The sequence below is a fragment of the Brevibacillus sp. GCM10020057 genome, assembly GCF_042683565.1.
GTDB lineage: Bacteria > Bacillota > Bacilli > Brevibacillales > Brevibacillaceae > Brevibacillus.
This window is the reverse complement of record NZ_JBHUJW010000041.1, coordinates 26952-47236: the sequence shown is the minus strand read 5'-3', so window position 1 is coordinate 47236 and position 20285 is coordinate 26952. Positions and strand designations below refer to the sequence as shown.

The window sequence follows — 20285 nt, the reverse complement described above, 5'->3', positions numbered from 1 at the left end:
CCATCCTCCTTAATTGTCTGCTTACTTATTTATTTGCTTTAGATCGGTCGAGCAATACTGCAATCAGAATGACCGCCCCTTTGACTACCGACTGGTAGAAGGAAGAGACATTCAGCAGATTGAGACCGTTATCTAACACACCGATGATCATCGCACCAATCAAGGTGCCGACGATCCAGCCGCGCCCGCCGGACAAGCTCGTGCCCCCGAGGACTACCGCTGCGATCGCATCCAGCTCGTACGATGTTCCTGCCGTCGGTTGCGCCGAGTTGAGGCGGGAGGTGAGGATGATTCCGCTCAAGGCTGCCAGCAGGCCGCTGACCGCGTACACCAGCACCTTTACTTTTCCGGTGTTGATCCCGGACAGCTTGGTCGCTTCCTCGTTGCTGCCGAGCGCGTATACATGTCTGCCAAAAGTCGTATGACGAAGAAGGAAGTACAGGATGGCAAAAGAAATCAGCATCCAGATGACAGGCATCGGAATCTCCAGGAAAAATCCTTTCCCCAGCATGGCGAAGTCTGCGTTCAGACCCGTAATCGGTTTGCCTTCGGTGTAGACGAGCGTCAGCCCGCGAAAAACCGTCATCGTCGCCAGCGTCCCGATAAACGGCGCCACTTTCCCCTTTGTGATAATCAAGCCGTTGATCGCCCCCATGACGACACCTGCCAAAAGGCCGATCAGGACAGCCAGCCAGGTATCCATGCCGCCAGCCATCAAGCCTGCCGTGATAGCGCTTGCAAGAGCCAACATGGAGCCTACGGACAAGTCGATGCCGCCCGTCAAGATGACGAAGGTCATCCCGAAAGCAATCAGCGCGTTAATGGAAATTTGGCGAAGAACGTTGAAAATATTGCTGACCGTCAAAAAGTCGCTGTTGATGACCGACAGGACGATGACGATCAAGGCGAGCCCGAGCAGCGGGCCCATTCTCTGCAAAACATTAAACCGCATGGCTAGTTCCTCCCGTCGCCGCATGCATAATCGCTTCCTGTGTCGCCTCGCTGCGGCCAAACTCGCCGGTGATGCGCCCCTCGTGCATGACCAGCACGCGGTCGCTCATCCCCAGCACCTCCGGAAGCTCCGAGGAGATCATCAGGATGGCCACACCTTCCTGTGCAAGCCGGTTCATGATGTCGTAGATTTCTTTTTTCGCCCCGATGTCGACCCCGCGCGTCGGCTCGTCGAGGATCAAAATTTTCGGTTTGGTCGCCAGCCATTTGCCGATGACGACCTTCTGCTGGTTGCCGCCCGACAGCGAACCGACGATCTGCTCGCCGCCCGCCGTCTTGATGAACAGCCGCTGGATCGTATCATTGCTGAGCTGCTGCTCCTGGCTCGGCTTCAGAACGCCCATGGACGAGACTTTCTCCAGATTCGGCAGGGAGATGTTTTCGCGGACGGAAAGCGACAAAACCAGCCCTTCTTCTTTGCGGTCTTCTGTCACGAGCGCAATGCCAGCCGAGATCGCATCGATGGGACGCCCCATGCGGACCGGACGGCCGTCCACGAAAATTTGCCCTTCCCGCACTTTCTCCATGCCGAACAGCGCCTTGGCCAATTCCGTGCGACCCGCGCCCATGAGTCCGGCCACTCCGACAATTTCGCCGCTTTTGACGGAGAACGAGATGTTCGACAGCTTGCCTTTGACGCTCAAATTTTCGACGCGCAGCCGCTCCCCGCCCATCTGCACTTCCGCTTTCGGGAAGCGGTCGGTAATCTCGCGGCCGACCATCATCCGCACCAGCTCGTCGAGGTTGGTCCTGGCTGTCTCGACTGTTCCGACGTACTGGCCGTCGCGCAGTACGGTGATCCTGTCACTCACCTGGAAGATTTCTTCCATCCGGTGGGAAATGTAGATCATCCCGACGCCTTTTTGCTTGAGCGACGCGATCATTTCAAACAGGGCGTCGATCTCGCGGCTGGTCAGCGCGGCCGTAGGTTCGTCCAGCACGAGTATGTCTGCCTGCATGGAAAGCGCCTTGGCGATCTCGATCATCTGCTGCTGTCCGACTGACAGATCGCCGACCAGCGTGTCCGGGTCGAGCTTGATCGCCAGCTGGTCGAGCCAGCGCCTGGCTTCCTGCCGCATCTTGCGCCAATTGACGAATCCCGATTTGCCGTACGTAAATTCGCGGCCGAGAAAAATATTTTCCATGATCGACAGATGGGGAATCAGGTTCATCTCCTGGTGGATGATCGCGATGCCTTTGCTCGCGGCGACATCCGGCGTCATCTTGTCCACCGTCTCCCCTTTGACGATGATCGTCCCCGCGTCCCGCTCGTAGATGCCGCCGAGAATTTTCATCAGCGTGGACTTGCCCGCGCCGTTTTCCCCCATCAATGCTACCAGTTCGCCGTTTCTCAGGTTCAACTGGACTTCATTTAACACTTTCACACCCGGGAACGATTTGCTGATTCCTTTCATCTCCAACAAATAAGCGGACATGTGCTCTCCTCCTCCCTTCGCCGTGTGTATCGTTAAAACGTCACGCCTGCCTGCAGGATGACATTTGCATAAGGTGTGCACTCACCTGTGCGAATGATGGCCTTGGCGTTTTTCGTCTGCTCTTTGAACGCTTCGTGCGAGACAGCAACCATAGCTGTCCCTGGCAAGGCAGCCTGCAGCTTTGCGAGCGTGTCCTGCTGGGCTGTGGCCAGTTCCTTTGCATAGATCGCCTTCTCCACCTGCATTTCCAGCAGGACGGCATTCAGCACGTCAAAAAAGGATGGCAAGCCCGGAACGATCGCCAGGTCAATCCGGGTCACGTAGTCTGGAATCGGCAAACCGGCGTCGCAAATGACGATCTGATCGGTGTGACCGAGCCGGCTGATCACGGCTGAAATTTCGCCGTTCAAAATGCCTGTTTTTTTCATAAAGTCCCCCTTACTCTGCGCTGAATTCCTCTACTTGTGCGAGGGTGGGCATGCCTGCCTGTGCGCCCAGCCTGGTCACCGCGAGCGCAGCTACTTTGGTGGCGAAAGCGACTGCCTCGCGGACAGCGGCTCCGCCGGCGATGGCGCAGGAGAATCCGGCGTTGAACGAATCGCCGGCTCCCGTCGTATCGACCACCTGCACACGGTAGCTGGCTACATGGCCGCTTTCGCCTGCGGCGGTCATGTACGCGGCTCCTTTGGCGCCCAGTGTCGTCACGACGGTCGTTACCCCTTTTTGGAGCATCGCCTGCATCGCTTTCTCCAGTCCGGCATCAGCATCCGTCTGCGCCAGCAGGAACAGCTCCGATTCGTTCGGGATCAGCACATCTACCTGTCGCAGCAGTTCATCCGGAAGAGCGCGGGCGGGTGCGGGATTGAGCACGACCATTTTGCCCAGCTCCTTCGCCTTGGAAGCAGCGTGCATCACCGTTTCCAGCGGGATTTCCAGCTGCAGCAAAACGACGTCTGCCTGCGCGATCCAGTCCCTGTGACGGTCGATGTCCTCAGCCGTGACCTTGCCGTTCGCTCCCGCCACGACGATGATCTGGTTGTCTCCCTGGGACAGCACGATGGAGGCGACCCCCGTGTGCATATCCGGCACCGTCTTTACCCCATCCACATCAATGCCTTCCTGCTTCAACGCCTGCAGCAGCTCTTTGCCGAAAGCATCTGCACCGACCGCCCCGATCATCGCGGTCTTCGCCCCAAGCCTGGCTGACGCGACTGCCTGGTTGGCTCCTTTGCCGCCAGGGATGAAGTGCACGTTGTTGCCATGCACCGTCTCGCCCATTTGCGGCGGGCGATCCGCTTCGACGACGAGATCCATGTTCAAACTGCCGATGACGACAACCTGCGGCTGTTTTCTCATCGTTTCCCTCTCCTTTTATCTTTTCGTGGAATCGCGCACAATCAGCTCTACGTCCAGCTCGTACAGCCTGGCTTCCATAACTCCCGACTCAATCGTCTCGATCAGCACCTTCGCCGCCAGCGCGCCCATGTCGTAGTTCGGCTGGGCGATGGTGGACAGCTCCGGCTGTGTAATTTCCGTCAGGCTGATCCCGTCGAAGCCGATCAGGGCGACGTCGTCTGGCACGCGCACGCCCAGCTGGTAAAGCCCTTTCAACGCGCCAATCGCCATCAGGTCGTTGCCGCAGAAGATTCCATCCACATCCGGGTGTTTGGCAAACAGCTCCTTGACCGCAGTCAGCCCTCCGTCCATCCGGAAATGCCCCGGCACCATCAGGCTGGGCGTATACCACGGGAAATGGAGGACAGACTCTTCGTATCCGAGCATCCGCTTCTTCGCGGTAATCAGCTCCTGCGGTCCGTATAGATGGGCGATTTTTTTGCAGCCGATGTCGAGCAGATGCTGGACGGCCATCCTGGCTCCGTCGTAGTTCCGCGAGCGGATCACGCTGCACGACTGACTGGTCGGGGCCCGGTCGAGCACGACCAGCGGGATGTTGTTTTTGTTCATCTGCTCGACGTCTTCCTGCCCCAGCGTATTGGAGGCGAAAATGATGCCGTCGACGTATTTTTTGCGCAGCATTTCGATATACGATTTTTCCTTTTGGCCCTGATCGTCCGAATTGCACAAAATGACGGTAAAGCCTTGCTTTTGGGCGACGTCTTCCACGCCCCGCGCAATCTCCGGAAAAAACGGGTTGGCAATATCGGGCAATATCAGCGCTATTGTGCCTGTCTGCTTTCCGGCCAATCCGCGCGCGACGGCATTCGGTTCATAATTCAGTTGTTCGATCGCCTTGGCCACCTTTTGTTCCGTATCTTTGTTGACGTATCCGTTCTTGTTGAGGACTCTGGACACTGTTGCTACAGAGACCCCCGCCAGTTTGGCCACGTCGCGTATCGTTGCCATGCCTTCGCTTCACCGTCGCTTCTGATGTGTAACCGGTTACACACTATCCGAAAAAAGAGAATGATCGCAAACGTCATTCGTGTGTAACCGGTTTCATGTTTGCTATCAATATACTCCCGGACAAAAAACGCTGTCAAGAGGTTCTCGCGCTTTTCCGTAAAAAAGAGCTGTGCGCAGACGGATGCCGGGGGCAAGCTGCGTTTTGCCGCATGCGTTTTGCCTCAGTGGAAATCGCGGCTGCGCCCGGCCACGATTGAGGCGTTCCCGTACGGAACAGAAAAAGGGCAGCCCAAACATCTCCGTTTAGACTGCCCCTGTACGGTCCGTATTGTATTATTCGGCTTATCCGCGTTCGCTGCGATACACTTCTTTCCCCGCCACGTAAGTCGCCTGCACGTCAAAAGCGCTGTCCAGCACGACGATGTCCGCATCGAAGCCTGCTGCCAGACGGCCTTTGCGCCCCGCTATGCCCAGGATGTGCGCCGGGGTGCCTGCTGCCATTTCGACCGCTTCCGGCAGCGGTACGCCGCTTAGCGTCACCATGTTGCCTACTGCCCGGTTCAGGGTCAAAATGCTGCCGGCCAAGGTGCCGTCCGCCAGCTTGGCCTCTGCCCCGCGGACGTGCACCTCCTGTCCGCCCAGATCGTAGGTGCCTTCGCCCAAGGCTGCCGCGCGCATCGAGTCGCTGACCAGCGCCAGGCGTCCCGCCGATTTCACCCGGTACAAAATGCGCATGACGGCCGGATGGACATGAATACCATCGGCGATCAACTCGGTGCTCAACTGCTCGTGGTACATCGCGGCGCCGACCACCCCCGGCTCGCGGTGGTGCAAGCCGGTCATGGCGTTGAAGCAGTGTGTAAAGTGGCGCACACCCGCTTCCACCGCCTTGGACGCTTGCGCGAACGTCGCTCCGGTGTGTCCCGCCGAGACGATGACTCCGCGTTCTTTGAGCCAGGCGATCGCCTCCAGCGCTTCCGGCTGCTCCGGCGCAATCGTCACGACCTTGATCAGCCCGTCTGCCAGCTCGTACAGCCGGCGCACCGCGTCCATGTACGGCAAGGCGATGTTTTCTTCCTTTTGCGCGCCCTTGTAGCGCGGGTTGATCCACGGTCCTTCCAGGTGGATGCCTGCTACCTGCGCACCCGGCATTCCTTCACGGCTGTGCCGGGCGATCATTTGCAGCACCGCCTCCAGCTGCGCGTACGGCGCCGTCATTGTGGTCGCCAAAAACGTTGTCACGCCAAAGCGTGTCAGGGCGCGGGAGATCGCTTGCAGCGATTCCGGCGTGCCGTCCATCGTGTCGTGACCGTCGATCCCGTGCATGTGCATGTCGATGAAGCCAGGCACGATCCAACCGTCGGTCACGTCCCGCACCTCTGCGGGCAAGCTGCCTGTATAGCCGCCTGCCCTGCCGGCGTAAACGATGGTGCCGCCAGCTGCGACGACCAGCCCGTCAGTAATTTCTTGCCCGTCTGCAATGACGGTTCCTTTCAGGGCGATGGTCTGATTCATGTCAATCCCTCCGTCATGCTGCCTGTCTCGACCAGCAGCTTTTCCAGCTCCAACTCGTCCCGCAGCGGGATTCCGTCATTCCCTACAGCGGGGATGGACGGCTTGATGCTTCGCGCAATGGCAACGGCATGGCGGTGAACTGCCGCCAGTTCGTATCCGCGCTTCTGATAAAAGCGCAGCGCGTGCAGGTTGTCGTTGGTCGTCAGCAGCCAGATGCGCCGTTTTCCGCCCTGGCGCGCCGCCTCCTGCGCAGCTGCCATCAGCGCGCTGCCGACGCCACTCCTCTCCTGCAGGCTGTCGAGAGAGACGATCTGCAGGTCGTCTTCTCCTTCAGCAAACGTGAGAACTCCGACGACCCGACCGTCCTGCCAGGCGGCAAAGCCCGGCAGCTTCGCGCAGTCGAACTGCTGGCGGCGCGCGCCGTACACCATGACGGCGCCGCCCCAGTGTTCCTCGAAAAAGTCGCCCAGCCACGTAGTGTCCGCTGCGCCCAGACGCCTGATTTCGAGCTCGCGCATGTCATTCCCCCCACCGCAGACTGCGGCATACCCGTTCCGTTTCCACAACCAGTCTGCTGACCAGCTCGCCTGCGCTCACGTCCCGGCTAAGCGCTGCTGCCTGTCCCGCCCACAGGCACAAATACTCCGGCCGATTCTGTTTGGCGGCAGCGCTGCGGATGTCGCGCGTCAAGGCATTCTGTACCGGATACGGCGGCAGTTCGTTCTCATGCGGCGCCAGATGTATCATGAAGTCGTTCTCGATGCCTCTGGCGGCTTTGCCGGAAAAGGCCCGTGTCAGCACGGTCGCCTCGTCGCTCGCCTCGCGCAGAGCCTGCTTGTGCAGCGGATGGGCGCCGCTCTCCACGCACGCCAGAAAGGCAGTCCCCAGCTGTACACCTTGCGCCCCCAGCGCGAAGGCAGCGGCAATCCCCCGCCCGTCCATGATTCCTCCCGCAGCGATCACCGGGATGCGCACACGGTCGACAATCTGCGGGACCAACGCCATCGTCCCGACGAGGTTGCTCGGAGAATCGGGCAAGAAGGAGCCGCGATGACCGCCCGCCTCGCTCCCTTGCGCCGTGATCATGTCGACGCCGCTCGCTTCCAGCGCCACGGCTTCGCGGACTGTCGTCGCCGTCCCGATGACGGTCGTGCCCTGCTGCTTCAACACAGACAGCCAACGCTGCTCAAGCAGCCCGAACGTAAAGCTGAACACGGGCACACGTTCCTCCACCACTGCTGCCATTTGCTCCTCGAACGGCTCCGCAAAGCGCGTCACCTTCCAATCCGCCGGAATCCCCAGCTTCTCCCGCATCTCGTTCATGGCTGCAGAGACAGGGGCGGATACCTGACTTTCCCCATCGAATTTCTCCGGGATGAACAGATTGACCCCAAATGGCTGGTCCGTACGCTGGCGAATCTCCCGGATCGCGAGGCGAATTCTCTCTGCGCTCAAATAGCCCGCGCCCAGCGTGCCCAGCCCACCCGCAGACGATACGGCAGCGACGAGTTCGGGAGTCGTGGTGCCCCCCGCCATTCCTGCCTGAATAATGGGCCATTTTACACGCAATCGAGACGTGATCGGATTTGCCTTCCACATTGCTATCCTGCTCCCTCATTTTCATTTTTGTTTCCGTACCTTTGCTGCCTCTACTGCTGCCGTTGCCGAACCAGATCGAGGAAATGCGCCAGCACCCGTGCCGTCATGCCCCAGATCACGCGCCCTTCCACCTCGTAAAACAGGTGCTCGACCGTCCCTGACCTCCACGGGTAGCGCTTCCCGCCGGGAATCAGGTGAAAGGGAAAGTCGTCTGCCGGCTGCATATAGGTAGAAGTCGTGTGCACGGCCGGCTGCATGGCCAGCAGCGTGTCCAGCGCGAGCACGAACACCTCCCCGACTTCTGCCGGATTGGGCTTCATGTCCGAGATGTCATGCAAATAGCCGACGAACGGATAAATGCTCCCTCTGCCCGGCCCGAGCAAGATGTCCAGATCGCCGATGTACTGAATCCGCTCCAGCGGCAGCCCCAGCTCTTCGCTCGTCTCCCGCCTGGCTGCCGCCCAGCGCGACTCGTCGCCTTCCTCCACACGCCCGCCGGGAAAACAGACTTCATTCGCCTGCCGCCGCATCGTGCTGGCCCGCTTTTCAAACAAAATGCCCAGCCGTCCGTCATCCAGATGAACGAGCGGCAACAGAACGCTGAACTCGCCGTACTTCTCGCCGCCCATGATGCCTGCCTCCCGCTCGCGGAGCACGGTGCTGATGCCAGCTACGGCAGGGTCCGCAGGCTCGTCTGGCTGGGGCGAATGTGCATTCGCGACTTCGATCAGATTGCCGTCCGGGTCGCGCAGGTAGACGGACATAATCGGCCCCGTCGCCCCTGTGCGCTGGATGGGTCCTTCGATAATAGCCGCGCCGCTGGCCTTGATGCGCCGCACGACCTGCTCCAGCGGCACCGAGGTGAGAAAGCAAAGATCGGCCGAGCCGGGGACAGGCCGCTGCGCTTTCGGTTCAAATTCGCGCCCAGCCTGATGCAGGTTGATTTTTTGCTGCCCGAACTGCAATGCCCGCCTGCCGTCGCCAAAGGTGATCGCCTGCATGTCCAGGACTTGCTCGTAAAACCGGCAAGTTTCCCCGATGTCCCGTACGGTCAAGACCAAGTGATCCAGTCTGTCTATCATGCGCATCTCTCCTACGTGAATCCCTTACTTCCTGCTGAAGCTATTATAGCATTGTCCGCCCATGCGCGCCCTCTTTTGTCCACGCCAAAAAGACCGGCTGATCCTTTTTGGGAAACCGGTCTGGCATGCTGATTCGCTGCGCCATGCGCGGGGCTGGGGAAGGACGCTGCTGAATTATATCGTTTTGTCAGGATCGCGCCCCCTGCCGCTATATGCCGCCAAGCGCTGCCTCCACCGCAGCAATCGCGTGAATTTCCGTCGTGTCGTACACCGGCACCGGACAGTCCGCCTGGGCGATGAGCAGCCCGATTTCCGTGCAGCCGAGGATGATCGCCTGCGCCCCAGCCTCGACCAGGCCGGAAATGATGCGCCGGTACGCCTGCTTCGACTCCTCGCGCACGATCCCCCGGCACAGTTCTTCGTAAATGATGGCATGGACGGTCTGCCTTCCCTGTTCATCCGGGAGCAGCACCTCCAGCCCGTGCACATCCCGCAGCCTGCCCGTGTAGAAGTCTTGCTCCATCGTGAAGCGTGTGGCGAGCAGGCCGACTCGCTGATACCCGTCCGCTTTGATCTTCGCGGCGGTCGCATCGGCGATGTGCAGAAACGGCAGCCTCGTCGCGCCTGTAATCGCGGGCGCCAGCTTGTGCATCGTATTGGTGCACAGCACGATCAGCTCGGCCCCTGCCGCCTCCAGACGCCGCGCCGCATCTGCCATGTGCTCGCCAGCCTCCGCCCATTTCCCGGCATGCTGCAGTTCCTCGATCTCGGCGAAATCGACGGAGTACAGGAGACATTTCGCCGAGTGCAAGCCGCCCAGCCTGTCCCGCACTCCTTCGTTCACCAACTGGTAATACACGCGGGACGATTCCCAGCTCATCCCGCCAATCAGTCCAATCGTCTTCATCTCGATTCCTCCTCATTCAAGCTGCGAAAGGTCGTTTGCAAAAAAGAACGCGCTTTGCCCGTATCCAGGGACGTGTCCAAGGGGATTCCCAGTTCGCCCGCCCTCTCTGCGGACAGCTCATCCGCCTTGACCAGCCCAGAATCGAAGCCGAGCTCCTCCGCCATTTTGACGGCAAACGTGTAGTAGCTTGCCTTTTGGGCCGGTCCCACATGCAGCGTACCCGTATACGGCCCAAGGGCCAGCTCGACCACCGCCCGGGCCAAGTCTTGTACATGGACAAAGCTTTTGTACAAATTTTGCGTGAGCACCACCACGCCCCCGCGCGTCAAGGCTTCCGCCAGGTCCTGCGTTCGCTTGTCCCATCTGCCCTGCGCGTTCTTTCCGTAAATCGGCCCGAAGCGCACGACCAGATGGCGGGCATGGCCTTCGCGGACAAACTCTTCGCCCCGTATTTTGGCGTTGCAATAGCCGGCGAGCGGATTGCGTTCGTCCAGTTGCACAATCTCTGCGTCCTCCCGATGGGGCCCCGCCTTTTGCCCGAAAACGCCGTCCGTGGACAGGTAGACCAGCTTCGCCTGCTCCGGCAAATGCGCCAGCAGCGTCGGCATGCCCTGCTCGACCAGCTCCTGCGCATCAGCGCTGTCATTGCCCCGCAGCGACCAGATGACCACATCCGGCAAAAGCTCGCGCAAAAATGCGGAAAAAGCCGGCGAATCTTTGACATCCATGCGCAGCAACCCGGATTGCGGCGGAGATGAAAAGCAGGTAGCGGTCACCTCGCCCTCCTGCCTGACCTGAAGCTCGTGAAGTATTTGCCCGCCGAGATACCCGCTCGCACCGAGCAAAAGGATTTTCCGCTTGCTCATTTGCCTTCTTCGCCCCCTCCCTGCCCGTTTTTTGTGAATAACGTCTCTTTGCTTTTTCACCAACGTGGGTGTGGCCGCCTCTGCACAGTGGATGTGAACGGCTCCGCAACGTGGATGTAGCTGGTTTCCCCACAGCGGATGCAACCGTTTTCATTCCAATGGATGCAACCGCCTCTGCTCCACCGTCCAGCCGCGACCGATCAGCATGTCCCCTTCCTGATTGTACCAGTACAATATACCCCAACGATACCAGATGAATCTAGCAGAAAAAAGCAAGATTTCGAGAGGGGATGAAATCGTGGGCAAAAAGGTTGTGCTGGCAGGCGGCGCCCGCTCCTCTCGTCTGGCTCGGGACCTGCCTCGTGATGCGCGCCGATCCGGGCCTCGCCCTGACTGGCCGCAACTGCATTCCCGCGAAGTGGCTGGAACACGGCTTTTCGTTCGCCTACACCGATCTTGAGCCTGCGCTGCGGGATTTGCTCGTGTCTGCGGAAAAAGCATAGGCGGGAACGCTGGATGGAATCTGCACCTCCCTGTATATGGAATAGCAGATGGTGAAAACCAGAGTTCAGCGAAATTCGATAATTATTGAATACAACTTTCTTATATATTAGAATAATTTCACATCCATCTCCAGGAGGTTCAGATGAATCATTTTTACTCTCCACAGCCGAGCGAAACGATTTCCGTAGTAGTCGAGTCTTCGCCAGTCTGGGAAGTCATCCTCGGCATCGCAGGATACACGCATGCACAGCTCCGGCACACGTTTGATCAACATGAGCAATGGACGGCAGCGAGAGGCTCTATGCCTTCCTCATTCGTTTCGCAATTGCAAGAGGTCGAGCAGAACAACCTTTGGTATGGGCTGATTATGGTTCAAAACAAACTCTCCGCCTATTCCGTTCGAGATTTTTCGCATCGGCTCAACAATCTGTCAGCGGATGGCTTGTACGAAACTCTTCTCCCATACAAAGATCGCGATTCGGAGCCGATCCGGAAAGCCATTGCCAGTCAATCAGACAGAAAGGAATCCATCGAGAAGTATGCTGCGCTTTTTGAAGGGCACGACTACCTTAGCGGATACGTTCGCTGTCTGGCCCGCTATTCACCCCCAAAAATCTGCGAATTGTTCCACCAGATCGTGACCGAGTGGCACGATTGGGTGAGCCGGCAGAAAGATTGGGAAAAATGGACTCAAGCGCTCGCCTTTGAGCAGAAGCTGCACAGCTCATTGGATCAGAATCGTCCCATCGAGGAAATCGAGCGAATCACGGGCGGCGTCAAGTATCTTCCCGAGCCTTCGATCTGGGAGATTAAGCTGGTTCCGCACGTGTCCTACCGTCCATGGACACTGGCCAAGCGGACCGCTGATACCAAGCTGTTCTTTTACCCTTTGAGGGAAGACTATTGGCTGGAGCCAGGCGTCCCGTCAACAGAATTGGTGCGCGGACATAAAGCCTTGGGGGATGAGCTCCGCCTGAAATTGCTGTATCAGCTCCAAAAGGGGCCGTTGTCGCTGCAAGAACTGAGCGTAATGTTCCAAATCTCCAAAACGACTTTGCATCATCAACTCTCCCTATTAAAAGCAGCCAAGTTTATTCATGTGGAAAAAGGAATTTACTCGGCAAATCTTGCGCAGATTCACTCCTTTTCCGACCGGTTAGCCCACTATTTAGGGGATATCCAATGAAGACATATTCCGCTTCATTTCGAGCGCTGTGGGCAGGCGAAGTCATCTCCGAGTTTGGCGGTGCCGCTGGCGGAATCATGAATGGATTGATGCTGTACCAATTGACAGGCTCCAAGGAATGGATGGGGACGCTTTGGCTTGTGTATTTTATCCCTTCTCTCGTGTTGCAAGGAGTAAGCGCTCCATTTCTTAATCATGTCGCAAAGGAAAAGCTGCTGCGAACCATCCAGTTGTTACGGGCTGGCGGTTATCTGCTTCCACTGCTCGGGCAATCCAGCGGCTCCGAAGCTGCGGGCATATGGACTCTCGTCGTTTTGCAATGCTTGCTCGGCTTGTTGCAGCCTCTTTACACTAGTCTGGTGTTCGCCCTTTTGCCTGAAGTCTGCACGGAGGCAGAGCTGACGGAAGCAAACGGACTGCTGGATGGAACCGTGCGGCTGACGAGTCTGGTCGCACCCGGAGCCATCTCGATGCTTTTGCTGCTTTGCCCCCTGTCCCTCCTGTACGGGCTTTCCTCTGTTTTGTTTTTCGTCAGCTCCTTCTCGCTTTCGCGCATCCCCTCATCTGCCACAGCTGCGAGAGTGCCCATTTGGACGAGGAAATACTGGTGGACAGAACTAAAGGAAGGGATGCAAGCCTTCTGGAGACAACCACAGCTGGTCCGTCTGACTCTGCTCTCGTCCGTCGTACAATTTGCAGTCGGAGCAACACTCGTGGTAAATGTCCCGTTCATTCTCGGAGAGCTGCACGGTCAATCATGGGAGTATGCGATCTTTTCCGGGGCATTTCCTGCCGGTTATGCTATCGGCGTCGCCTTGCTTGCGAAGCTGCCTAAAACAAGCCTGGCCATGTACCTTGGTTTTATTGGCGGAGGATTTTCCTTTGTCTTGCTCTGTTTTGCAGGCTCTATTCCCCTTGCATGGATGTGCGAGTTGTTTGGCGGGATGCTCTTTCCTCTCTTTCATGCCCGAAGTGTAGCGATTTTTCAGCAAAGTGCTCCTCGGGAACGATTGCCCCAGCTGAGTGCCGTGCGCTTGCTTTTCCTCCGGGTCACCATGCCGCTCGGAATCTTGTTTGCTTCTTCCCTTTCTGTCAGCTCGCGGCACACTTATTTGCTTGTCGGCACAATGATTGTTCTAGCTGGCTTCTATACCTTGTTCTCCTCCGCTTCGCCGTCCAAAGACGATTTTCTTTCACGAGATAAGCCAAATACACGGTAAAAAAGCGTATGCCCCCAAAAGTAAGGCATACGCTTTTTCGGCTACCATGGAACGAAAAGCGGCTGGACGATGATCTGCCCGCTTTACGTCCCGCAATACGTCTGGTACGGACGATTGGACGGCGCAGGCGGGGCGGCGTACTCCTCCTGCTCGGCCGCATACGCGTACGGCCGCTCCAGCGCAGCCAGCAGGCGCTTCATCACGCTGTAGTCGTCCCTGTCCACTGCGGCTTCCAACGCTTCCTCCACCCGGTGGTTGCGCGGGATCACTGCCGGATTACTCGTACGCATCAGTTCGTTTACATCCGCCTCTGTTTCCGGCTGCCTGCCCAGTCTCTCCCGCCACTGCCTCTGCCACTCGGCAAATTCCGGCTTGTCTGCCAGTGCGGTCTCCTCCGGCCTGCCCAGCGTCAACGCGCGGAACGTGTTCGTATAGTCCGCCCGATACCGCTGCATGATGCCAAGCAAGTCGTCCACGAGCGTATCGTCCCCCGGCTCTGCACGGAACAGACCCAGTTTGCCCCGCATGCCTTCCAGCCACTCCCGGTAAAACAGCTTGGAAAAATCCCCAAGTGCTTCTTCAGCCATTTGGATAGCCTGTTCCGGTTCGTCGTGCAGCAGCGGAAGCAGCGTCTCCGCAAAGCGCGAGAGGTTCCAGACGGCGATGTACGGCTGGTTGCCGTACGCATAGCGGCCCTGGGTATCGATGGAGCTGAATACCGTCGCGGGATCGTACGCATCCATGAAGGCACACGGGCCGTAGTCGATGGTCTCCCCGCCAATAGCCATGTTGTCGGTGTTCATGACCCCGTGGATGAAGCCGACGAGCTGCCACTTCGCGATCAGCGCGGCCTGGCGCCGGATCACTTGCTGCAGCAGGAACAGGTAGCGGTTGTCTGCGTAGTCCGCACCGGGAAAATGCCGCCGCAGAGCGTAATCCGCCAGCGCGCGCACAAGCTCCGCCCCGCCCCATCTGGCAGCGTACTGGAACGTGCCGACACGCAGATGACTGGCAGCCACGCGGGTCAAAACGGCTCCGGGCAGATCGGTCTCGCGAATAATCGTCTCCCCGGTCGTCACGACCGCCAGGCTGCGGGTCGTCGGAATCCCCAGCGCGTGCATCGCTTCGCTGATGATGTACTCGCGCAGCATCGGACCGAGTGCCGCCCGCCCATCGCCCCGGCGAGAGTACGGCGTTCGTCCGGAGCCTTTCAGCTGGATGTCGAAGCGCTCGCCCGCAGGCGTGATCTGCTCGCCCAGGAGGATCGCCCGGCCGTCCCCCAGCATGGTGAAATGCCCGAACTGGTGACCCGCATAAGCCTGCGCCAGTGGCAGAGCCCCGTCGGGAATGCGGTTGCCGGCGAACGCGGCGATCCCGTCTTCTCCCTCCAGCGCCTGGGCGTTCAGCCCGAGGGCAGCCGCCAGCGGACGGTTCAGCACCGCCAGCCTAGGCGCGCGCACAGGTGTCGGATTTTGCCTAGAAAAAAAGGCTTCCGGCAGGCGAGCGTAGCTGTTGTCAAAGTTCCACGCGGCATCGTTGATTGTGTTTTTCTCCGTCATTCGATCTCCTTCTGACCGTGATCGCGGTGTATTTTCGTTAGTGTTTGCTTTTGCCCTCTTATTATAACCTTTTCGCAGGGGGACAGGGGGTGTTGCACGCGGTGAAGTGCAGCGGGCAGCTTTCTTTTTGCAACGGCAAAAACCCTCACGTACTGCAGGGTGCACTGCTTTCGGGAGGGCTTCTGGAGATACGCTTTATTTCAATCCACGCATCCGCGTAGGATGCGACTGAGTTTGGGCGAGGCGTAGATACGCAAGCCAAGATTTCAATCCACGCATCCGCGTAGGATGCGACTGCACCGCACGAGCTACTGAAGTCGTTCCAACATTCATTTCAATCCACGCATCCGCGTAGGATGCGACTGCCTCTTTCCGCTTCCTAAACCACGACATGGATAAGATTTCAATCCACGCATCCGCGTAGGATGCGACACCTTTATATTTTATATTCAAATCCACTTTCTTAATTTCAATCCACGCATCCGCGTAGGATGCGACTTTGGTTATTAATTATAATTGAATAGTCATTTGAGGGATTTCAATCCACGCATCCGCGTAGGATGCGACACGGCCTGAAAAAAGGTGACCGGGTGCGGCACGTATTTCAATCCACGCATCCGCGTAGGATGCGACGGATTTGAGCAATACGCTACCAGATCAACAGCAAAATTTCAATCCACGCATCCGCGTAGGATGCGACGTGGGCTATGAGAGTAGGTTATGAGAGTAACTAGTATTTCAATCCACGCATCCGCGTAGGATGCGACTGGGCGGTTATGAAAACATCATTGGCGCGGTGTTATTTCAATCCACGCATCCGCGTAGGATGCGACATCCTTATGATCGTGGATAAAAATGTCATGAGACAATTTCAATCCACGCATCCGCGTAGGATGCGACCGGCTTCGGGTGCTTTTGCTGGGTTTTGAGTTGGCTATTTCAATCCACGCATCCGCGTAGGATGCGACGGAGTGGAGAGAGCCGTCCAAAACTTCCCTGTCGATTTCAATCCACGCATCCGCGTAGGATGCGACGTATCGTTTTCCCTTGTTGATTATATTATAACTATTTCAATCCACGCATCCGCGTAGGATGCGACTGTTTTGCTGACTGATGGAGATACGGCATTAGACGATTTCAATCCACGCATCCGCGTAGGATGCGACCCTTTTTCGATGTAAAATATCCCCCCCATATAGCTATTTCAATCCACGCATCCGCGTAGGATGCGACCGCATAGAAGTTTGTGCTGTGTTTTTCGTTCCCTTATTTCAATCCACGCATCCGCGTAGGATGCGACAAGTTTAAAAAAATTTGGTTCACTAAACAATCAGATTTCAATCCACGCATCCGCGTAGGATGCGACAGTGTGTAGATCCAGTAAGGCAGCTCCTTGACAACTATTTCAATCCACGCATCCGCGTAGGATGCGACGGTATGTATGAAATTGAAGTTACGGGCAGCGATTTATTTCAATCCACGCATCCGCGTAGGATGCGACAATCCCAACAGGAGTCATTTACACTATTTCCGCTTGTATTTCAATCCACGCATCCGCGTAGGATGCGACGAAAATGATGCACTTAAAAAACTGACCGAGCAAATATTTCAATCCACGCATCCGCGTAGGATGCGACGACAAGAGACAGCTTATAACAACATAACAGGGAAGGATTTCAATCCACGCATCCGCGTAGGATGCGACGGTGGCTATGGCACACATTATTCTGTATGGGATACTATTTCAATCCACGCATCCGCGTAGGATGCGACGCGCCAGCGGTACTGTGAGAAGCATGCGGGTAAGATTTCAATCCACGCATCCGCGTAGGATGCGACTATCTCAGGGGTCATCATCTGGTGGTAGAGCAAGGTAATTTCAATCCACGCATCCGCGTAGGATGCGACTGACTCAGGCAACCTAACCCTTTTAGTTGTCAAAATTTCAATCCACGCATCCGCGTAGGATGCGACATACCTTGTCAACAGTAAGGGATAAACTAACTGTGATTTCAATCCACGCATCCGCGTAGGATGCGACTATAACATGTGTGATTGTTTGTGTAATGGATAGTGTATTTCAATCCACGCATCCGCGTAGGATGCGACGCTAAATTCTTCATACATTCCCCAAAATGCTGCACATTTCAATCCACGCATCCGCGTAGGATGCGACCGTGAAGAGGAAGTCTCTGCAATCTCTCGTTCGTATTTCAATCCACGCATCCGCGTAGGATGCGACTTATTGGTTTAGCTGCTATTTGTTCAGGTGCACTAGATTTCAATCCACGCATCCGCGTAGGATGCGACATGTTTTTCCTGTTTCACTCCCTATTAAATGATCAGATTTCAATCCACGCATCCGCGTAGGATGCGACTAATTGACGATGACGGAGACGAATATGCTATAGTATTTCAATCCACGCATCCGCGTAGGATGCGACTAGTTATTATTTGATGATTTTTTGATCCAAGGCAAAAATTTCAATCCACGCATCCGCGTAGGATGCGACTGTTATTATAGATTTATAAAGTTAAACAAAAGGAGCATTTCAATCCACGCATCCGCGTAGGATGCGACAATTGTAATCAAGTAGGAAATACATAGGAGGTCATTTCAATCCACGCATCCGCGTAGGATGCGACCCCAGACATCGACGATCAGGGAAGAGGTTTGATCACCATTTCAATCCACGCATCCGCGTAGGATGCGACGATCGATCATTTGACTCACCTCCGCATTACTGTGATTTCAATCCACGCATCCGCGTAGGATGCGACGGGTCAGGATTTTCCTCTGCCGGTATCTTGGCCAATTTCAATCCACGCATCCGCGTAGGATGCGACTAATGAGTTACTATGACAATCAAGAAAGCAAAGTATTTCAATCCACGCATCCGCGTAGGATGCGACGTAAAAATGGTGTGATGATCTCAGGGCTGAAAAGAAAATTTCAATCCACGCATCCGCGTAGGATGCGACCTAAAACATTTTCCATTCTCAATATGATTAAAAAATTTCAATCCACGCATCCGCGTAGGATGCGACATATACAACTAGCGAAATTGTCAAAGGGATTGAGATTTCAATCCACGCATCCGCGTAGGATGCGACCTTTCTTGACGTTGGATAAAGCCATCGAGGCTAGAAATTTCAATCCACGCATCCGCGTAGGATGCGACCCGGGCAACGTTACGGACGGTTGACTGTACTCGAAATTTCAATCCACGCATCCGCGTAGGATGCGACTGCGAGTGGTCTCGCCACAACCCAGACCGCGAAGACATTTCAATCCACGCATCCGCGTAGGATGCGACTACCGAGACGGACGGCGTAGGAGGGGCAGACATGGATTTCAATCCACGCATCCGCGTAGGATGCGACTCGCCATCGTTATTGCCCTCGTATTCGCCCTTGTATTTCAATCCACGCATCCGCGTAGGATGCGACCCGGTTGGATGGGTTGAGTGGGATAAGTTCGCAAGATTTCAATCCACGCATCCGCGTAGGATGCGACATGACCTCTTTGACTGATTTGGTTCGAGCCACATGATTTCAATCCACGCATCCGCGTAGGATGCGACTGACGAACACGGAGAGACTTGGAAGCAACCTATTTGGATTTCAATCCACGCATCCGCGTAGGATGCGACGCGTATGGCGCGGTGGTTGTCGCAGATCCTGACATTTCAATCCACGCATCCGCGTAGGATGCGACCTTCTTTGATGTTCAAGTTGACTATCTATTTGGCAATTTCAATCCACGCATCCGCGTAGGATGCGACGGTAAACCTGTCGTCGTCGACGGCACAGGCAAGGTATTTCAATCCACGCATCCGCGTAGGATGCGACGGCAATGTGTATCAAAGCAGCGATACGCGCTTTTTTATTTCAATCCACGCATCCGCGTAGGATGCGACCAAGGATTCACACATGAGTATATCGCTGAGCTTCTATTTCAATCCACGCATCCGCGTAGGATGCGACTACCTCGGGAATTGTGTGAAGAGGTTTTTCAAATATTATTTCAATCCACGCATCCGCGTAGGATGCGACGGGGGTGAATTGCTCTTGACATTTCATGTGTTTTATATTTCAATCCACGCATCCGCGTAGGATGCGACTCCCTACAAGCGCAGCAGGCGCAGCGAGCGCAAAAAATTTCAATCCACGCATCCGCGTAGGATGCGACTCCCCAGTTGCTTTGGTTGTACGTGATGCGATCGGCGATTTCAATCCACGCATCCGCGTAGGATGCGACCACACCGGAATTAAAGACAACCCCCAATATGCCAATTTCAATCCACGCATCCGCGTAGGATGCGACGTATGTGCCGGGAGAGAGCGACGATACAGCGAAGGCTATTTCAATCCACGCATCCGCGTAGGATGCGACACCTTGCATTGCGATTCATGTAGATAAGGGATATTGATTTCAATCCACGCATCCGCGTAGGATGCGACCCTCGATGAGCCGGATGCTACAAAACAAGTCATCACAATTTCAATCCACGCATCCGCGTAGGATGCGACACCAGGCAATATCATCAAGTGTAACGAGGCCAAGATTTCAATCCACGCATCCGCGTAGGATGCGACTGCGTTGTTCGTACTAAAAACACAAAACAGATATCATATTTCAATCCACGCATCCGCGTAGGATGCGACTGTGCTCTTCACTGCAGCATACGTCACCAAATTCGACATTTCAATCCACGCATCCGCGTAGGATGCGACAATAGCGATGAGGTTGACGGCACAATCATCAGCATTTCAATCCACGCATCCGCGTAGGATGCGACAAATGATGTAAAGCAGTTGGTAAATGAGATGTATATTTCAATCCACGCATCCGCGTAGGATGCGACTGTATTACACGTAACTGACCCTCATAATATCGAATTTCAATCCACGCATCCGCGTAGGATGCGACAAAAGTTTTCAGGTAATAAATACCACACATGTAACGATTTCAATCCACGCATCCGCGTAGGATGCGACGCAAACACAGCGTGTTCGCGGGCAGAACGCGGAAA

15 protein-coding genes and 1 CRISPR repeat array (1 of these 16 only partly in view) are annotated in these 20285 nt (G+C 56.2%); of the genes, 3 read left to right on the top strand and 12 right to left on the bottom strand.

Translation table 11 applies throughout. The features are described 5' to 3' along the window. Positions 1-25: 25 nt before the first annotated feature. The 11 genes from ACFSO0_RS12195 to ACFSO0_RS12145 all read right to left on the bottom strand — a co-directional run bounded on the left by ACFSO0_RS12195 (position 26) and on the right by ACFSO0_RS12145 (position 10780). Positions 26-952, bottom strand: a complete 927-nt coding sequence (locus ACFSO0_RS12195; protein WP_376880545.1) for an ABC transporter permease — start codon at positions 950-952, stop codon at positions 26-28. Beyond that, positions 942-2447 (bottom strand): sugar ABC transporter ATP-binding protein, encoded by a 1506-nt coding sequence (locus ACFSO0_RS12190; RefSeq protein WP_376880542.1) that lies wholly within the window; start codon positions 2445-2447, stop codon positions 942-944. The genes ACFSO0_RS12195 and ACFSO0_RS12190 overlap by 11 nt, the downstream gene beginning before the upstream one ends. Before the next feature lie 32 nt (positions 2448-2479). Beyond that, positions 2480-2875, bottom strand: a complete 396-nt coding sequence (gene rbsD, locus ACFSO0_RS12185; RefSeq protein WP_376880539.1) for a D-ribose pyranase — start codon at positions 2873-2875, stop codon at positions 2480-2482. 10 nt (positions 2876-2885) lie between these two features. Further along, positions 2886-3803, bottom strand: coding sequence for a ribokinase (gene rbsK / locus ACFSO0_RS12180; RefSeq protein WP_376880537.1), 918 nt, complete (start codon positions 3801-3803; stop codon positions 2886-2888). A 15-nt stretch (positions 3804-3818) separates the two neighbouring features. Next, complete coding sequence (locus ACFSO0_RS12175; RefSeq protein ID WP_376880535.1) at positions 3819-4811, bottom strand: LacI family DNA-binding transcriptional regulator; 993 nt, start codon at positions 4809-4811, stop codon at positions 3819-3821. A 342-nt stretch (positions 4812-5153) separates the two neighbouring features. Continuing rightward, positions 5154-6326 carry an N-acetylglucosamine-6-phosphate deacetylase gene (nagA, locus tag ACFSO0_RS12170; protein WP_376880533.1) on the bottom strand — a complete coding sequence of 391 codons (1173 nt, stop codon included), beginning with the start codon at positions 6324-6326 and terminating at the stop codon, positions 5154-5156. After that, positions 6323-6844, bottom strand: coding sequence for a GNAT family N-acetyltransferase (locus ACFSO0_RS12165; protein WP_376880531.1), 522 nt, complete (start codon positions 6842-6844; stop codon positions 6323-6325). The genes nagA and ACFSO0_RS12165 overlap by 4 nt, the downstream gene beginning before the upstream one ends. A 1-nt stretch (position 6845) precedes the next feature. Further along, entirely contained in the window at positions 6846-7925 is a 1080-nt protein-coding gene (locus tag ACFSO0_RS12160) for an NAD(P)H-dependent flavin oxidoreductase (protein WP_376880528.1), read from the bottom strand. A gap of 50 nt (positions 7926-7975) precedes the next feature. Beyond that, positions 7976-9007: a VOC family protein gene (locus tag ACFSO0_RS12155; protein ID WP_376880525.1), complete on the bottom strand. Its 1032-nt coding sequence runs from the start codon at positions 9005-9007 to the stop codon at positions 7976-7978. 208 nt (positions 9008-9215) lie between these two features. Then, complete coding sequence (locus tag ACFSO0_RS12150) at positions 9216-9914, bottom strand: aspartate/glutamate racemase family protein (protein ID WP_376880523.1); 699 nt, start codon at positions 9912-9914, stop codon at positions 9216-9218. Further along, complete coding sequence (locus tag ACFSO0_RS12145; protein ID WP_376880521.1) at positions 9911-10780, bottom strand: sugar nucleotide-binding protein; 870 nt, start codon at positions 10778-10780, stop codon at positions 9911-9913. Before ACFSO0_RS12145 ends, ACFSO0_RS12150 begins: the two co-directional genes overlap by 4 nt. Positions 10781-11070: 290 nt before the next feature. Between ACFSO0_RS12145 and ACFSO0_RS12140 the strand changes: the two genes are divergently transcribed. From ACFSO0_RS12140 to ACFSO0_RS12130, 3 genes are all read left to right on the top strand, one after another. Continuing rightward, entirely contained in the window at positions 11071-11283 is a 213-nt protein-coding gene (locus ACFSO0_RS12140) for a DUF1731 domain-containing protein (protein WP_376880519.1), read from the top strand. A 143-nt stretch (positions 11284-11426) separates the two neighbouring features. Then, entirely contained in the window at positions 11427-12470 is a 1044-nt protein-coding gene (locus ACFSO0_RS12135) for an ArsR/SmtB family transcription factor (protein WP_376880516.1), read from the top strand. Then, the gene (locus ACFSO0_RS12130; RefSeq protein ID WP_376880514.1) at positions 12467-13690 is read left to right on the top strand and encodes an MFS transporter; all 1224 of its coding nucleotides are present in this window, start codon (positions 12467-12469) and stop codon (positions 13688-13690) included. The genes ACFSO0_RS12135 and ACFSO0_RS12130 overlap by 4 nt, the downstream gene beginning before the upstream one ends. A gap of 83 nt (positions 13691-13773) precedes the next feature. Here the strand turns inward: ACFSO0_RS12130 and ACFSO0_RS12125 are convergent, their stop codons facing one another. Beyond that, entirely contained in the window at positions 13774-15249 is a 1476-nt protein-coding gene (locus ACFSO0_RS12125) for a protein adenylyltransferase SelO (RefSeq protein ID WP_376880511.1), read from the bottom strand. Positions 15250-15446: 197 nt separating this feature from the next. Beyond that, positions 15447-20285: direct repeats of the CRISPR family, unit length 32 nt; unit sequence ATTTCAATCCACGCATCCGCGTAGGATGCGAC (it continues 1370 nt past the right edge of the window).

Coding starts and splice junctions, on each gene's coding strand:
- ACFSO0_RS12130 (WP_376880514.1), top strand. CDS start 12,467: ATGAAGACATATTCCGCTTCATTTCGAGCGCTGTGGGCAGGCGAAGTC.
- ACFSO0_RS12135 (WP_376880516.1), top strand. CDS start 11,427: ATGAATCATTTTTACTCTCCACAGCCGAGCGAAACGATTTCCGTAGTA.
- ACFSO0_RS12145 (WP_376880521.1), bottom strand. CDS start 10,780: ATGAGCAAGCGGAAAATCCTTTTGCTCGGTGCGAGCGGGTATCTCGGC.
- ACFSO0_RS12175 (WP_376880535.1), bottom strand. CDS start 4,811: ATGGCAACGATACGCGACGTGGCCAAACTGGCGGGGGTCTCTGTAGCA.
- ACFSO0_RS12190 (WP_376880542.1), bottom strand. CDS start 2,447: ATGTCCGCTTATTTGTTGGAGATGAAAGGAATCAGCAAATCGTTCCCG.
- ACFSO0_RS12125 (WP_376880511.1), bottom strand. CDS start 15,249: ATGACGGAGAAAAACACAATCAACGATGCCGCGTGGAACTTTGACAAC.
- rbsK (WP_376880537.1), bottom strand. CDS start 3,803: ATGAGAAAACAGCCGCAGGTTGTCGTCATCGGCAGTTTGAACATGGAT.
- ACFSO0_RS12160 (WP_376880528.1), bottom strand. CDS start 7,925: ATGTGGAAGGCAAATCCGATCACGTCTCGATTGCGTGTAAAATGGCCC.
- nagA (WP_376880533.1), bottom strand. CDS start 6,326: ATGAATCAGACCATCGCCCTGAAAGGAACCGTCATTGCAGACGGGCAA.
- ACFSO0_RS12140 (WP_376880519.1), top strand. CDS start 11,071: ATGAAATCGTGGGCAAAAAGGTTGTGCTGGCAGGCGGCGCCCGCTCCT.
- rbsD (WP_376880539.1), bottom strand. CDS start 2,875: ATGAAAAAAACAGGCATTTTGAACGGCGAAATTTCAGCCGTGATCAGC.
- ACFSO0_RS12195 (WP_376880545.1), bottom strand. CDS start 952: ATGCGGTTTAATGTTTTGCAGAGAATGGGCCCGCTGCTCGGGCTCGCC.
- ACFSO0_RS12155 (WP_376880525.1), bottom strand. CDS start 9,007: ATGATAGACAGACTGGATCACTTGGTCTTGACCGTACGGGACATCGGG.
- ACFSO0_RS12150 (WP_376880523.1), bottom strand. CDS start 9,914: ATGAAGACGATTGGACTGATTGGCGGGATGAGCTGGGAATCGTCCCGC.
- ACFSO0_RS12165 (WP_376880531.1), bottom strand. CDS start 6,844: ATGCGCGAGCTCGAAATCAGGCGTCTGGGCGCAGCGGACACTACGTGG.